Source organism: Isoptericola sp. 178 (assembly GCF_030586525.1).
GTDB classification, from domain to species: domain Bacteria; phylum Actinomycetota; class Actinomycetes; order Actinomycetales; family Cellulomonadaceae; genus Isoptericola; species Isoptericola sediminis.
Genome location: NZ_JAUQYN010000003.1, coordinates 100,241 through 115,187 on the forward strand (window position 1 = coordinate 100,241; position 14,947 = coordinate 115,187).

The following is a 14,947-nucleotide window of genomic DNA, read 5'->3' on the forward strand; positions in this document are numbered from 1 at the left end:
CACTGGAGGTGAGCGCCGTCACATCCGGTCGGCGCGTCCGCGCTCGCGACCCGAGCCGACCGAGAGGGCCACGATGGACGTCGCCGTCCCGAAGGAAGTCAAGAACCACGAAGACCGCGTCGCCATCACCCCGGCCGGCGTGCACGAGCTGGTCACGCGCGGACACACCGTGCACGTCCAGGCCGGTGCCGGCCTCGGCGCCGGGATCACCGACGCCCAGTACGCCGAGGAGGGCGCCCACATCGTCGAGGGCGCCGCCGCGACCTGGGCGGCCGGCGAGATGGTGCTCAAGGTCAAGGAACCCGTCGCCGAGGAGTACCACCTCCTGCGCGAGGACCAGCTGCTGTTCACCTACCTGCACCTCGCCGCGGACAAGGCCCTCACCGAGGAGCTGCTCGCCCGGCGCGTCACCTCCGTGGCCTACGAGACCGTCCAGCACGCCGACGGCTTCCTGCCGCTGCTGGCCCCGATGTCCGAGGTCGCGGGCCGGCTCGCCACCCAGGTCGGGGCGGCCACCCTGCAGAACGCCGCCGGCGGCCGCGGGGTGCTGCTCGGCGGCGTGCCCGGCGTGCCGGCCGCGCAGGTCGTCATCATCGGTGCCGGCACCTCGGGGATGAACGCCGCCCGCATCGCCGTGGGCATGGGCGCCCACGTCACCCTGCTGGACACCAACGTCGACGTGCTGCGCGCCGCGGACCGCGAGTTCGCCGGCCGCGTGCAGACCCTGACGTCCAACCGGCTCAGCCTGCGCCAGGCCGTGCTCGAGGCCGACCTGGTCATCGGCGCCGTCCTGCTGCCCGGCGCCAAGGCCCCCGTCCTGGTGCCCAACGAGCTCGTGGCCCAGATGCGGCCCGGTGCGGTGCTGGTCGACATCGCGATCGACCAGGGCGGCTGCTTCGCGGACTCGCGGCCCACGACCCACGACCAGCCCACCTACCCGGTGCACGACACCGTGTTCTACTGCGTGGCCAACATGCCCGGCGCCGTGCCGCGCACCTCCACCTACGCCCTGACCAACGTCACGCTGCCCTACGCCGTGGCGCTCGCGGACTCGGGCTGGCGCGAGGCGCTGCGCGCCGACGCCGCGCTCGCGCGCGGGCTCAACACCCACGCCGGTCACATCACGCACGCGGGGGTCGCCCAGGCCCACGGCCTGGACCACCGCGAGGTCGCCGGGGTGCTGTGAGCCGACCCCGCCGCGGATCGACGCCCGCGCCCGGCACCGCCGGGCGCGGGCGTCCGCGCGCTCCGGCGGCGCTCGTCCTGGCCGGCGTCGTGCTGGCCGGGTGCCAGCCGGCCGGCCCGGACGACGGCGACGGCGCCCCGTCCTCCGCGACGACGGCGGACGCCCAGCGCCACCCGGACGTGCTGGAGGTGGTGGCCGACTGCTCGGGCGAGACCTGCGACCTCGAGGTCACGATGAGCTCGCCGTACGACACCCCCGAGCGGTACGCCGACGGCTGGCGGGTCCTGACCCCCGACGGCACCGAGCTCGCCGTGCACACCCTGGCCCACGACCACGCCGGCGAGCAGCCGTTCACGCGCACCCAGCGCGGCGTCGAGATCCCGCGGGAGGTCGAGGCGGTCGTCGTCGAGGGCCGCGACCAGGTCCACGGCTTCGGCGGGCGGACCGTGACGGTGACCCTGCCCGACCGCTGAGCCCGCGCGCCGACGTCGTTCCTGGTCAGGCGTCCGGGAAGCCCTGCGGGTTGGCCTGCTGCCAGCGCCAGGTGTCGGCGCACATGTCGTCGATCGTCTTGTGCGCACGCCAGCCCAGCTCGGTGTGCGCCCGCGTGGGGTCGGCCCAGAACGCCGGCAGGTCACCGGCGCGGCGCGGACCGATCTCGTAGGGCAGCTCGCGGCCGGTCGCGCGCTCGAAGGCGTGCAGCATCTGCAGCACCGAGGTGCCGGTGCCGGTGCCGAGGTTGAACGCCCGCACCGGCTCGACCATCGCGTCGAGGTGCTCCAGGGCGGCCACGTGCCCGGCGGCGAGGTCCTCGACGTGCAGGTAGTCGCGCTCGCAGGTGCCGTCCGCGGTCGGGTAGTCGTCGCCGAACACCGTCAGGCGCTCGCGGCGGCCCACCGCCACCTGGGCGATGAACGGCATGAGGTTGTTCGGGATGCCCTGGGGGTCCTCGCCGATCTGGCCCGACGGGTGGGCGCCGACGGGGTTGAAGTAGCGCAGCAGCGCCACCCGCAGCCCGTCGGTGGCGGCGGCGACGTCGGTCATGATGCGCTCGATCATGACCTTCGTCTGCCCGTACGGCGAGGAGGAGGACAGGTGCTCGTAGTCCTCGACGTACGGCACCGGGGCGTGCTCGCCGTAGACGGTCGCCGAGGAGGAGAACACCAGCCGGTGCACGTCGTGGCGGCGCATCGCCTCCAGCAGCGACAGCGTGGAGTCGATGTTGTTGCGGTAGTACGCCAGCGGCTTGGCCACGGACTCCCCCACCGCCTTGAACCCGGCGAAGTGCACGACCGCGTCGAAGGTCTCGTGGGCGAACAGCCGCTCGGTCTTCTCGGCGTCGGTCAGGTCGATCGCGTGCACCGGCACGTGCCGGCCGGACAGGGCCTCCAGCCGGCCGATGACGCTCGGCTTGGCGTTGGAGAAGTCGTCGACCACGACGACGTCGTGGCCGGAGGCCAGCAGGGACAGGACCGTGTGGGAACCGATGTAGCCGGCTCCGCCGGAGACCAGGACGCGCATGGGCCCGAGCGTACCCGGACCTGCGCGTCCGCCCCGACGGCGGACCGGTCAGGAGCCGCCGAGCAGCTCGGCGAAGTCGGGGGTGTCGCCGAACGGGTCGTCCTGCGGGCCCGCGGCCGGGCGGGCGCCCACGGCCTCGGCGAGCTCGCGGCCCGCCCGCGCGATGCGGCGCGGCAGGGCGCCGTCGTCGTCCTGGCCGGCCCAGTCGTCGGTGGCCGCGAAGACCGCGGTGGGCACCACCTGGGCGCGCAGGTAGGTCAGCAGCGGGCGCATCGAGTAGTCCAGCGCCAGGGAGTGCCGCGCGGTGCCGCCGGTCGCCCCGAGCAGCACCGGCGTCCCGGTCAGGGCGTCGGGGTCGACGATGTCGAGGAACGACTTGAACAGCCCCGAGTAGGTCGTGGTGAACAGCGGGCTGACCAGGACCAGGCCGTCGGCGTTCGTGACGGTGTCCAGGGCGTCGGCGAGATCGCCGGCGGGGAATCGGGTCAGCATCGCGTCGACGATGGCGTGCGCGTGCTCGCGCAGCTCGACGACCTCGACGTCGACCTCGTGCCCGGCGGCGCGCAGCTCGTCGGCGGCGGCGCCGGCCAGCCGGTCGGCGAGCAGCCGGGTCGAGGACGGCTGGGACAGCCCCGCGGTGACGACCGCGAGGGTGCGGCGGGTGCTCATCGGAGGACCTCCTCGGCTCGGGTGCCGGTCACGGCGTCGCCGCCGTCGCCGACGTGCGTGGCGCCGGAGCGGCCGGCCGTGCGGGCGGCGGCGACGCGTTCGGCGTGGGTGGGCGGGTTCAGCGGCACGTCCTCGGCGGGCCGCTTGGCCTCGACGATCGTGCGCAGAGCGGGCACGATCTCCTCGGCCAGCAGGTCGATCTGCTCCAGGACGGTCTTCAGGGGCAGGCCGGCGTGGTCGATGAGGAACATCTGGCGCTGGTAGTAGCCGACGTCCTCGACGAACGCGCCGTAGCGGTCGATGACCTGCTGGGGCGAGCCGACGGTCAGCGGCGTCTGGGCGGAGAAGTCCTCCAGGCTCGGGCCGTGGCCGTAGACCGGCGCGACGTCGAAGTAGGGGCGGAACTCGCGCACCGCGTCCTGGGAGTTCTTGCGCACGAACACCTGGCCGCCCAGGCCCACGATCGCCTGGTCGGCACGCCCGTGGCCGTGGTGCTCGTAGCGCTGGCGGTAGAACCGCACCATCTGCTTGGTGTGGTGCATGGGCCAGAAGATGTTGTTGTGCAGGAACCCGTCGCCGTAGTAGGCGGCCTGCTCGGCGATCTCCGGGGACCGGATGGAGCCGTGCCACACGAACGGCGGCACCCCGTCCAAGGGCCGCGGGGTGGAGGTGAAGCCCTGCAGCGGGGTGCGGAACTGCCCGCTCCAGTCCACGACGTCCTCGGTCCACAGCCGGCGCAGCAGCGCGTAGTTCTCGATCGCGAGCGGGATGCCGTTGCGGATGTCCTGGCCGAACCAGGGGTAGACGGGACCGGTGTTGCCGCGGCCCATCATCAGGTCCATGCGGCCGTCGGAGACGACCTGGAGCATCGCGTACTCCTCGGCCAGGCGCACCGGGTCGTTGGTGGTGATCAGGGTGGTGGCCGTGGACAGCGTGATGTTCTCGGTGACGCCGGCCAGGTAGCCGAGCAGCGTGGTGGGGCTCGAGGCCACGAACGGCGGGTTGTGGTGCTCGCCGGTGGCGAAGACGTCCAGGCCCGCGGCGTCGGCGTGCCGGGCGATGGTCAGCATCGAGCGCACCCGCTCGGTGTCGTCCGGGGTGCGGCCGGTGGTGGGGTCCGTCGTGACGTCCGAGACGGAGAAGATGCCGAACTGCACGTTGCACTCCTGTCGGTCCTCTGCATGCGTTTGCATGCACTCGCGCCAACCCGTCGGTGCCGTCGATTGTTCCCGGCGCACGCCCCGCCCGGGTGACGTCACCCACACCAGGGTGCCGCACAAGGCTCTCGACTTGCGAGCGGGGGCGGTCCTCGCCACATTGGGTCCCGTCGCCGGACCCGGAACCCGAGGAGCCGGTACGCTTCACCGGACCTTCACGCCCGGGCGGAACAACCGCCGTCGGCGGCGCGTTGGATCCCACGGCCCCCTGAAACCCGACCTGTGGAGGACGACATGCCCGACCGCTCTCTGCGTGGCATGAGCATCGGCAGCAAGAGCATGGAGTCCGACGAGGGCGTGGACTTCGCCCCGCGATTCCAGGCGCACTACGACTGCCCCAACGGCCACACCATCATCCTGCCGTTCTCCACCGACGCCGAGGTTCCCCCGATCTGGGAGTGCCAGTGCGGTGGGGAGGCCCTGCTGCGGGACGCGGAGCGTCCCGACGCCAAGCCGACCAAGCCGCAGCGCACCCACTGGGACATGCTGCTCGAGCGCCGCACCGTCTCCGAGCTCGAGGAGCTCCTCGACGAGCGGCTCGAGCTGCTGCGCGCCGGCAAGCTGCGCCGCTCGGCCTGACGTCGGCCGGCCCGGCGCCCGGCTCGACACGCACGATCAAGGGCGGCCCTCCCGCGGGAGGGCCGCCCTTCGTCGTGCCCGGCACCGCCGGTCGGGCGGGCGCCGGGGCGCGGTCAGGGGCGCCGCCGCCCGCCGGGCAGCAGCCGGCGCAGCTGGCGGCCGCGGTGCGCCAGGCCCCACGCGGTCACCTTCGTCAGCGCCTCGACCACGATCGCCCGCGACATCTTCGACTCCCCCACCGTGCGCTCGACGAACGTGATCGGCACCTCGGCGACGGTGCCGCCGCCGCGCAGCACCCGCCAGGTCATGTCCACCTGGAAGCAGTAGCCGTGCGACTCCACGGCGGCCAGGTCGATCGCCCGCAGCGTGTCCGCCCGGAAGGCGCGGAACCCCCCGGTGGCGTCCCGCACGGCCACGCCCAGCAGCAGCCGCACGTAGGTGTTGCCGCCGCGGGAGAGCAGCTGGCGGTGCCACGGCCAGTTCACGACCCGGCCCCCGGGCACCCAGCGCGAGCCGAGCACCAGACCGGGGGCGTCGGGGTCCGCCGCACGGTCCAGCAGCCGTGACAGCTCCTCGGGCCGGTGGGAGCCGTCGGCGTCCATCTCGCACAGCACGTCGTAGCCGCGCCCGAGCCCCCAGCCGAACCCGGCGACGTAGGCCGCGCCGAGCCCGCCCTTGCCGGTGCGGTGCAGCACGTGCACCCGTGGGTCCCGGGCCGCGACCTCCTCGGCCCATCGCCCGGTGCCGTCCGGCGAGGCGTCGTCGACCACCAGCACGTCCACGTCCGGCTGCGCGGTGCGCAGCCGTTCCAGCGTGCCCGGCAGCGACTCGCGTTCGTCGTACGTGGGGATGATGACCAGCGTGCTCACGACTCTCCTCCCGCGCGACGGCGGCTGACGAGGGCCGAGACCGCACCGGCGGCCACGAGCAGCACGGCCGCGGCCTCCACGACGATCCCCGGCCCCTCCCCGGCGCGCACCGCCGGGGTCATGGTGGTGCGCAGCGGCAGCTCCGCCACGAGCTGGTCGGCGGTGAACAGGTCGGTCGCCGCCACCAGCGTGCCGTCCGGTGCCACGACGCCCGAGACCCCCACGGTGGAGATCTGCACCGCCGCGCGACCGGTGGTCATCGCCTGCATGCGGGTCATGGCCAGCTGCTGGGTGGACTCCGCGGTGTACCCGAACGAGGCGTTGTTCGTCGGGACCACCAGCACCTGCGCACCGCGCCGCACCGCGTCCCGCACGATCTCGTCGTAGGCGACCTCGAAGCAGATCGCCGTGGCCATCGGCACCGTGGGCCCGTCCGGGCGCGGCAGGTCGACCACGGCCGGCTCGGTGCCCGCCAGCATGTCGTTGGTGACCCGGTCCACCTGGGCCGAGAACAGCCGCACGAACCCGCGCAGCGGGATGTACTCCCCGAACGGGGCCGGGTGCTGCTTGGCGTACCGGTCGATCACCCCGGCCCCCGGCTGCCACAGCAGGGACACGTTGTACCGGCCACCGGTCTCGGGGTACTCCTGGGCGCCCACCAGGATCGGGGCACCCACCCGCGCCGCGGCCGCGTCGAGCGCCGCGGCGACGTCGTCCGCCTCCTGCGGGTCCAGGTCCGATCCGTTCTCCGGCCACAGCACCACGTCGAGGTCGAGGTCGCGGCCGGCCAGCGCGTCGGTGCCGTCCAGGTGGTTGGTCAGCACCTCGGCCCGGTTGGCGAACGACCCCAGGCCGGGTTCGGCCACGTCGCCCTGCACCGCGCCGGCCCGCAGCACGGGGCCCGGCCCCTCGTGGGTGGCCGTGCCCGCGTCCACCACGACCGTGTCCAGGTCCGCGGTCGCCACCGGCTCCGGCGGCACGGGGCCGGCCGGCAGCGGCAGCGCCGCCGGCGCCACCGCCAGGACCACCGCGCCGAGCACGCCGGCCTCGGCACCCAGCAGCGCCGGCCGCACCGCACGACCCGCCCGCCGGGCACGGACCGCCGCCAGCACCCGGCCCGCGGCCACCGCACCGAGCACCCCGACCAGCGCCACCAGCAACGAGACCGCGACCGTGCCGCCCAGCCAGGCCGCCCGTCCGGTCGGGGCGTCCACCATCGTCCAGGCCAGCCGGCCCCACGGGAAGCCGCCGAACGGCACCTGCGAGCGGGCCTGCTCCACCCCGACGAACAGCACCGCGAACGCCGCCGCGTGCCCGAGCGTGCGCAGCACCGCGGTCGCGGCGGACGCGCCCGGGTCCGGCAGGGCCAGCGCCGGCCAGCGGCGCGCCCACGTCCACACCGCCCCCAGCAGCGCCCAGAACGCCGCCTGCAGGGTGGCCAGCGCCAGCCACGGCACGGTGTCCGTGGCGAAGTTCGCCCACCAGATGTGCGGCAACCAGAACGACCAGCCGGCCACCAGCCCCACCAGCGCGTTCCACGCGGCCGCGCGCCGGCCCGTGCGGCGCCAGGCCGCGAACAGCAGGCCCACCGCCACGAACGCCGCCGGCCAGGCCCCCACGTCGGGGAAAGCGGTCCACAGCACCACCCCGGCGGCGACGCCCAGCAGCAGCGTCGCCGACCGCGACGTCATCCAGGACGCCGGCGCGCCGGAGGCGCTCGCGGACGCGGGGGACGGGGCGGGATCGGTCACGGTGCTCATCCGGTCAGCCGTCGAGCACGTCGTGCAGCACGACGCCGTCCCGCACGGTGCGCAGGCACTGCGGGGCCGGCGCGTCCTCGGACAGGTCCGGCAGCAGCGGCTGGCCGGCACGCGCCTCGGGGTTCCACTGCGACAGCCGGCCCGGCGCGGACTGCACGGCCAGCGACCCGGTGCGCCACACCGCCAGGTGCGCCGGTGCACCGACGCGCAGCTCGCCGGCACCGGTGTGGTCCAGCCCGGCCAGGCGCCAGCCGCCGCGGGAGTGGGCGCGGAACGCCGAGCGGGCGCTGACCCGCTGGGAGGGGTCCGCGTGCCCGATCGCCGCGCGGACCGCCTGCCAGGGGTCCAGCGGGGTCACCGGACTGTCGGACCCGAACGCGATCGGCACCCCCGCCCCGGCCAGGTCCGCGAACGGCGACAGGTTCGCCGCGCGCGGCCCGCCGAGCCGCGTGGTGTACATGCCGTCCGGGCCGCCCCAGGTCGAGTCGTACGCCGGCTGGATCGACAGCCCCATGCCGTACAGCAGCAGCGAGGCCAGGGCCGCGGCGTCCACGAACAGGGCGTGCTCGATGCGGTGGTGCCCGCCGCGCAGCGTGGCGGCGTCCGCGCGGCCCACCGCGACCTCCAGCCCCTCGACGAGCTCGTCCATGGCCCGGTCGCCCACGACGTGCAGGCCGCCCTGGACCCCGGCGGCCGAGCAGGCCAGCAGGTGGGTGGCGATCTGGTCGGCCGACAGGTACAGCCGGCCGGTGCGCTCGCGGGCCTCCGACGGCAGGTCCGTGTAGGGCGAGGTCAGGGCCGCGGTGCGCGAACCGAGGGTGCCGTCCACGGTCAGGTCCCCGCCGATGCCGGTCAGGAACGGCAGCTCGGCCAGCAGCGCCCGGGCGTCCTCGGGACCGGTGCACAGCTCGGCGCGGTAGGCGGTCACGTGCGGCAGCCGCTGGTCGGGGTCGGCGGCGAGCGACATCAGCGCGGTCAGGCCCTCGCGGGTGTCCACGTGCGGGGTGCTCATCTCGTGCACGGCCACGATGCCGCGCGCGGCGGCCTGCGACAGCGCCCGGCGGTACAGCGTCTCGCGGCGCGCGGGGTCCAGGTCGTGCACGGCGGCGCGGGCGCTCGCGTACGCCTGCCCGCCGACGAGCCCGGTGCCGTCCCAGTCCGGGGTGCGGTCCAGGCCGGTGCGGGCGGCGAGCGAGGACGAGGCCAGCGCGCTGTGTCCGTCGACGCGCACCGCGAGCGTGGGCCGTCCCCCGGTGGCGGCGTCCAGCTCGCTCAGCCAGGGGGCGCGACCCTCGGGCCAGGCGCCCTCGTCCCACCCGAGGGCGAGCAGGATCTGCTGCCCGCCGGGGTCGGCGGCGTCCAGGTCGCGGGTGGCGGCCGCCAGGCGGTCCAGGGCGGCGGCCAGGGTGTGGCCGCCGGCGGCCGGGGACAGGTCGACGCCCGCGGCGGTCAGCCCCGTCTCGAGGGTGTGCACGTGGGCGTCGACGAACCCGGGAGTGACCAGCGCGCCGTCGAGGTCGACGACCTCGTCGGCACGGGCGGCCAGACCGGCGGCGGTGTCCTCGGCGCCGAGCCAGGCCACCACCCCGTCGTCGACGAGCAGGGCCTCGGCGAACGGGTCCGCGGCCGAGTGGACGACACCGTTGCGGTACAGGGTGGAGGTCACGGCCGAAAGCCTAGGGCACCGCGGGGGTGCCCCGGGGAACCGGCGGCCCGGGATCAGACCGTGGAGTGCGCCACGACACCGCGCAGCACCGCGTCCTGGGCGGCCCGCGCCCGGCCCCGCAGCGGCGGCCCGGCGGCCGCGGCGAGCTGGTCGAGCACGTCGACGACCTGCTTGCACCAGCGCACGAAGTCACCCGCCGCGATGTCGGTGCCGCGCAGCACCGTGTCGAGGCTGGCGCCCGAGGCCCACTGGTGCACGGGGGCGGTCAGCGCGGTGTCCAGGGTGCCGGTCACCTCCAGGCGATGGGCGGCCTCCAGCTCGGTGACACGGGCCCACACGGCGGCGGTCGCGTCCACGGCGTCGGCGAGCCGGCGCCCCGGCACCCCCGCCAGACCGGTCTGGGCCTCCTCACGCCGCCCGGCGTACACCACCACCGACACGGCGGCGGCCAGCTCGGCGGGTCGCAGCTCGTCCCACACGCCCTGGCGCAGGCACTCGGCCAGCAGCAGGTCGTCCTCGGCGTACAGCCGGCCCAGCCGGCGTCCGGACTCGGTGACCTGCAGCCCGTCGTCGCCGCGGTGCAGGTAGTCCAGCTCGGTCAGCACGTCGCAGATCCGGTCGAACGTGCGGGCGATGGACCCGGTGCGGCCCTCGATGCGCCGGACCAGCGCGTCCTGCTCGCGGGCGAGCGTCTCGGCGCGCTGGGCCCACCGCAGGTGGTCCTCCCGCTCCGGGCAGCCGTGGACCGGGTGGGCGCGCAGGTCGCCGCGCAGCCGCTGCAGCTCGCGGTCGGAGGCGACGTCACCGCCCCGCTCGCGCGCCTCGCGCCCGGCCGGGTCGTTACCGGGGGCGGACCGCTCCCCCAGCGCGTTGCGCAGGCTGGAGGCCAGGTCCCGCCGGTCGGCGGGCCGGCGGGAGTTGAAGCTCTTCGGGATGCGCACACGGGTCACGGTGCGCACCCCGTCGGGGGTGTCGGCGACGGTGAGCTTCTTGACCTGCCGCTCCTGGGTCAGCACCGTCGGGCGCGGCCCGTCGAAGCCGCCCTCGTCGCCGCCGGGGTCCAGCACGACCACGAAGCCGCGCCGCCGACCCGACGGCACCTCGGCGACGTCGCCACGCCGCAGCCGCGACAGCGAGTCGATCGCGTCGGCGCGGCGCGCCCCCTTGGCGGCGCGGGACAGCTCCTTCTCCCGGGCGGTGATGGCCCGCCGGATCGTGAGGTAGCCCTCGACGTCGCCGTGCTCGCAGTGCGCGGCGCCGCGGTAGCCCTCCAGCGCCTCGGCGTGCGCCTGGGCCTGCTTGGCCAGGTCGACCACGCCCCGGTCGGCCTGGAACTGCGCGAAGCTGGTCTCCAGCACCTCGCGGGCACGTTCGGCGCCGACCTGGCCGACGAGGTTGACCGCCATGTTGTACGTCGGGCGGAAGCTGGAGCGCAGCGGGTACAGCCGGCGCGAGGCGAGCCCGGCCAGGGCGACCGGGTCCAGGCCCACGTGGTCGACGACGACGGCGTGGCCCTCGACGTCGATGCCGCGCCGTCCGGCGCGTCCGGTCAGCTGGGTGTACTCCCCCGGCGTGATGGGCTGGTGGGCGGTGCCGTCGAACTTCACCAGCTTCTCCAGCACCACCGACCGGGCGGGCATGTTGATGCCGAGCGCGAGCGTCTCGGTGGCGAACACGACCTTGACCAGCCCGCGGGCGAACAGCTCCTCGACGGTCTCCTTGAACACCGGCAGCAGCCCGGCGTGGTGGGCGGCCACGCCCCGTGCCAGCGCGTGCTGCCACTGCCAGAAGCCCAGCACCTCCAGGTCCTCGGGCGGCACGGTGACCGTGCGCTCCTCGATCACCCGGCGGATCTCGGCCTCCTCCTCGGCGTTGGTCAGGCGCAGCCCGGCGCGCAGGCACTGCTCGACGGCGCCCTCGCAGCCGGCGCGGGAGAAGATGAAGTAGATCGCCGGCAGCAGGGCGTCCTCGTCGAGCGCCTCGACCACGGCGTACCGGCGCGGCACGCGGCGCTGCGGGACCACGCCCTGGTCGCCGCCGCGCCCGCCGCGACCGCGGTAGCCGCGGTCCCCGCGGCCACGGCGTCGGGCGCCCGGCGCGGACCCGGCGCGGCCGTGCGTGCGGAACAGCCGGGCCAGGTCGGGGTCGATCGGCGGGTTGGTGCCGGGGTCGGTGGGGTCGACGTGCCCCGCGTACAGGTCGAACAGGCGCGGGTGCCCGCGCGGCTCGTCCGGGGCGGTGATGACGTGCTGCCACAGCGGCACCGGGCGGTGCTCGCTGACCACCACGGCGGTGTCGCCGCGCACGGTGGCGAGCCAGTCGCCGAACTCCTCGGCGTTGGACACCGTCGCCGACAGCGAGACGAGCTGGACGTGGTCGGGCAGGTGGATGATGACCTCCTCCCACACCGGGCCGCGGAACCGGTCGGCGAGGTAGTGCACCTCGTCCATCACCACGTAGGCCAGCCCCTCCAGCGTGGTCGAGCCGGCGTAGAGCATGTTGCGCAGCACCTCGGTGGTCATCACGACCACCGGCGCGTCGCCGTTGATGGAGGTGTCGCCGGTCAGCAGCCCGACGGCGTCGACGCCGTGCCGGTCGACGAGGTCGTGGTACTTCTGGTTGCTCAGCGCCTTGATGGGCGTGGTGTAGAAGGTCTTGCCGCCGCGGGCGAGCGCCAGGTGCACGGCGAACTCGCCGACCACGGTCTTGCCGGCGCCGGTGGGGGCCGCCACCAGGACGCCGCGGCCGCGCTCCAGGGCGGCGCAGGCCTCGGCCTGGAAGTCGTCGAGCTCGAAGTCGACCAGGGAGCGGAACCGGCCGAGCTCCCCGGCCTCGGCCCGCGCGCGGGCCGAGCGGGCCCGGGCGGCGGCGTAACGTTCGGCGGGGCTGGGTACTGCCGTCATGCCGTCAGCCTACGGCTCAGGCCGAGGTCAGCACCTGCAGCGCCCCGGGCACCGCGCGGGCGGTCAGGGGCAGCGCGGACAGCGCCTCCCCGTCGCCGTGGGCCACCGGCCAGACGGTGCCGGGCTCGGCGTCCGGGCCGGGGCTGATCGTCACCGCCCGGGCGCGCAGCACGTGCACGTCGCGCCGGCGGACGTGGGTGCCGGCGTACATGAACGGGAAGATGCTCGCCGCGGCCGCCCGGGAGGTGATCGGCGCCACGAGCACGTCGAGCAGCCCGTCGTCGACCCGCGCGTGCGGGGTGACGCGGATGCCGCCGCCGATGCGGTCGACGTTGGCGGCGGTGACCATCGCGGCACGCCCCTGCCAGGTCGGGCGGCCCGGGTCGCCGGCCAGCGCCAGCCCGCCGTCGTCGACGACGTCGGTGAGCTCCAGGCGGTAGTCCCACGCCCGGAACCGGGCCAGCTCGGCCAGGGTGGCCACGGTGTAGCGGGCGGGACCGCGCGGGTGCCGCATCCGCAGCGCCCGGGCGCTGACGGCGGCGTCCAGCCCGGCCGAGACCGCGCCGGCCACCCAGCGCGGGGGGTCGTGCGGGCCGGTGACCTCGATGGCGTCCACGGCGCGGCGGGTGCCGTGCTCCAGGGCCGCCACGACGTGGTCGACGGCGTCCAGCGGGTCGTCGGGCAGCCCGAGCACGGCGGCGAAGTCGTTGCCGGTCCCCACCGGCACCACCCCGAGCGGGGTGCCGGTGCCCGCGGTCGCGCCCGCTCCCAGGTGGACCATGCCGTCGCCGCCGACCACCACCAGGGCCTCCAGGTCGTGCCGGGCGGCCAGGCGCGCGGCCGTCGCCGCCCCGTCGGGGCCGGACAGGTCGCTGACCCGGTGCCCCGCTCGCCGCAGCCGGTCGGTGGCCACCGTGGCGATCACGCGGCCGCGGCCCGCCCCGGCGGTGGGGTTGACCACCAGCCCGACGTGGTGGGCGCCGGTCCGTGCCGCGGCGCTCACTCGACGGGGGCGACGCGGCGCCGGTCGACGCGGCGGTCGTGCACGAAGCAGATCCCGGTCGCCACGAAGTACAGCGCGGCGATGGGCAGCGCGATCCCGAACATGCTCAGCACGTCCATGGTCGGGGTGACGATCGCGGCGAAGAGGAACGAGACGAGGATCGCCCAGCGCCAGCCCGCGAGCCAGGTGCGCGCGCGCACGAGGCCCATCAGGTTGAGCACCACCATGAACACCGGCACCAGGAACGCGATGCCGCACGCCAGGATCAGGCGCATCACGAAGCTGAGGTAGAGCTGGGCGCCGATGAGGTTCGAGCCGCCCTCGGGCACGAAGTCGTTGAGGACCTCGACCACGAACGGCAGCACCGACCAGGCCAGCAGCGCCCCGGCCAGGAACATCGGCACCGCCGCGGTCAGGAACCCGAAGACGTAGCGGCGCTCGGAGCGGGTCAGACCCGGGGTGATGAACGCGAAGACCTGGTACAGCCACCAGGGGCTGGAGACGATCACTGCCAGGAACAGCGAGACCTTGACCCGCATGTCGATCGCGGTGGCCACGCCGTCGAAGTTCAGCCCGATCAGCGCGCCGCGCCGGTCCGCCGCCATCTCCAGGGGACGCATCAGCGCGTCCAGCAGCGGGTCGTACAGGATCCAGCCGACGATCGCGCCGAGCAGCAGGCCGATCGCGATGCGCACGATCCGCCGCCGCGCCTCGACCAGGTGCTCGCGCAGCGGCATCCGCCCCTCGGGATCCCGGGGGGTTCGAGCCATCAGCCCGCTCTCAGGACTGGTGCGGGTCGGGACGACCCGAGCCCTGCGCCGGGGCCTCGCCCTGCGGCGGCTGCGCCGACGACGCCGACGGGGCGCCGTCCTGCGCACCGGTGCCCTGCGTCGTGGTGCCCGACGCGGTGGACCGCGAGGTCGTGGTGTCGTTGTCGTCGTCGTCCTCGCCCAGGTCCTTGATCTCCTTCTTGAAGATCTTCAGCGACGAACCGACGCTGCGGGCCACGTCCGGCAGACGGTTGGCCCCGAACAGCAGCACGACCAGCAGGATCAGCGCGATGATCACAGCCGGGTTGCGGAAGATACCCACGGACTTCAACTCCCAGGACGTTCGGACGTGCCGCGACCGGCACGCAAGCCCAGTGTAGGCCGACACCGGTGTGCGACGGAACACACGCCCGCCCCGCGGCGCCGGTCAGGGGTGCCGGTCAGCGCGGCGCTCGGCCTGCCGGCGTTCCAGCCAGGTGCTCTCGGACCAGGTGCGCCACACCGCGGCCTGGTCCACGCGTCGCCGGTCGCGCCGCTCCCAGCGGTCCCGCCGCAGCTGCTCGCGCCGCGCCCGCAGCACCGCACGGTCCTCGAACATCGTCGCCGTGATCCGCGGCGGGTCGGCCTGCGCGGCCGCGGCCGCCGCCCCGACACGCTCCGCCGCCTCGCCCCACGTGCTGCCCGCCTCCGCGGCGGTGCGCAGCAGCGCGAGCCCGGTGCGCACCACGCGCCAGGCCAGCCACGCCAGGAACACCACGGCGGCCAGCGCCAGCACGGTCCAGATCCAACCCCACACGCCCGCCA

General features: G+C 75.1%; 14 protein-coding genes. 3 read left to right on the forward strand and 11 right to left on the reverse strand.

Annotation, left to right across the window (positions count from 1 at the left end; all coding sequences use genetic code 11):
- Positions 1 to 73 precede the first annotated feature (73 nt).
- Together ald and Q6349_RS09615 are read left to right on the forward strand one after the other, a co-directional pair.
- Positions 74 to 1,186, forward strand: a complete 1,113-nt coding sequence (ald, locus tag Q6349_RS09610; protein ID WP_304603902.1) for an alanine dehydrogenase — start codon at positions 74 to 76, stop codon at positions 1,184 to 1,186.
- Positions 1,183 to 1,659 (forward strand): hypothetical protein, encoded by a 477-nt coding sequence (locus Q6349_RS09615; RefSeq protein WP_304603903.1) that lies wholly within the window; start codon positions 1,183 to 1,185, stop codon positions 1,657 to 1,659. The genes ald and Q6349_RS09615 overlap by 4 nt, the downstream gene beginning before the upstream one ends.
- Positions 1,660 to 1,684: 25 nt before the next feature.
- Here the strand turns inward: Q6349_RS09615 and galE are convergent, their stop codons facing one another.
- From galE to Q6349_RS09630, 3 genes are read right to left on the reverse strand one after another with little or no spacing between them, the layout of a single operon-like run.
- Entirely contained in the window at positions 1,685 to 2,707 is a 1,023-nt protein-coding gene (gene galE, locus Q6349_RS09620; protein ID WP_304603904.1) for a UDP-glucose 4-epimerase GalE, read from the reverse strand.
- Positions 2,708 to 2,755: 48 nt separating this feature from the next.
- Positions 2,756 to 3,376: an FMN reductase gene (locus tag Q6349_RS09625; RefSeq protein ID WP_171245785.1), complete on the reverse strand. Its 621-nt coding sequence runs from the start codon at positions 3,374 to 3,376 to the stop codon at positions 2,756 to 2,758.
- Positions 3,373 to 4,533 carry an LLM class flavin-dependent oxidoreductase gene (locus Q6349_RS09630; protein ID WP_171245784.1) on the reverse strand — a complete coding sequence of 387 codons (1,161 nt, stop codon included), beginning with the start codon at positions 4,531 to 4,533 and terminating at the stop codon, positions 3,373 to 3,375. Before Q6349_RS09630 ends, Q6349_RS09625 begins: the two co-directional genes overlap by 4 nt.
- 294 nt (positions 4,534 to 4,827) lie before the next feature.
- On the opposite strand from Q6349_RS09630, the gene Q6349_RS09635 reads away from it, so the two are divergent.
- Positions 4,828 to 5,172: an RNA polymerase-binding protein RbpA gene (locus tag Q6349_RS09635; RefSeq protein WP_171245783.1), complete on the forward strand. Its 345-nt coding sequence runs from the start codon at positions 4,828 to 4,830 to the stop codon at positions 5,170 to 5,172.
- A gap of 113 nt (positions 5,173 to 5,285) precedes the next feature.
- Here Q6349_RS09635 and Q6349_RS09640 read toward each other — a convergent pair whose 3' ends face one another.
- From Q6349_RS09640 to Q6349_RS09675, 8 genes are all read right to left on the reverse strand, one after another.
- Positions 5,286 to 6,041, reverse strand: coding sequence for a polyprenol monophosphomannose synthase (locus tag Q6349_RS09640; RefSeq protein WP_304603905.1), 756 nt, complete (start codon positions 6,039 to 6,041; stop codon positions 5,286 to 5,288).
- Positions 6,038 to 7,801, reverse strand: a complete 1,764-nt coding sequence (gene lnt, locus Q6349_RS09645; RefSeq protein WP_304603906.1) for an apolipoprotein N-acyltransferase — start codon at positions 7,799 to 7,801, stop codon at positions 6,038 to 6,040. The genes Q6349_RS09640 and lnt overlap by 4 nt, the downstream gene beginning before the upstream one ends.
- A 4-nt stretch (positions 7,802 to 7,805) precedes the next feature.
- Positions 7,806 to 9,467, reverse strand: coding sequence for an amidohydrolase (locus Q6349_RS09650; protein ID WP_304603907.1), 1,662 nt, complete (start codon positions 9,465 to 9,467; stop codon positions 7,806 to 7,808).
- A 53-nt stretch (positions 9,468 to 9,520) separates the two neighbouring features.
- The gene (locus Q6349_RS09655; protein WP_304603908.1) at positions 9,521 to 12,370 is read right to left on the reverse strand and encodes an RNA helicase; all 2,850 of its coding nucleotides are present in this window, start codon (positions 12,368 to 12,370) and stop codon (positions 9,521 to 9,523) included.
- 16 nt (positions 12,371 to 12,386) lie between these two features.
- Positions 12,387 to 13,373 (reverse strand): diacylglycerol kinase family protein, encoded by a 987-nt coding sequence (locus Q6349_RS09660; RefSeq protein WP_304603909.1) that lies wholly within the window; start codon positions 13,371 to 13,373, stop codon positions 12,387 to 12,389.
- Positions 13,370 to 14,143, reverse strand: a complete 774-nt coding sequence (gene tatC / locus Q6349_RS09665; protein ID WP_343035560.1) for a twin-arginine translocase subunit TatC — start codon at positions 14,141 to 14,143, stop codon at positions 13,370 to 13,372. The genes Q6349_RS09660 and tatC overlap by 4 nt, the downstream gene beginning before the upstream one ends.
- A gap of 10 nt (positions 14,144 to 14,153) precedes the next feature.
- Positions 14,154 to 14,465, reverse strand: a complete 312-nt coding sequence (locus Q6349_RS09670) for a twin-arginine translocase TatA/TatE family subunit (protein ID WP_171245777.1) — start codon at positions 14,463 to 14,465, stop codon at positions 14,154 to 14,156.
- A 105-nt stretch (positions 14,466 to 14,570) separates the two neighbouring features.
- Complete coding sequence (locus Q6349_RS09675) at positions 14,571 to 14,939, reverse strand: hypothetical protein (protein ID WP_304603910.1); 369 nt, start codon at positions 14,937 to 14,939, stop codon at positions 14,571 to 14,573.
- Positions 14,940 to 14,947: the final 8 nt, after the last annotated feature.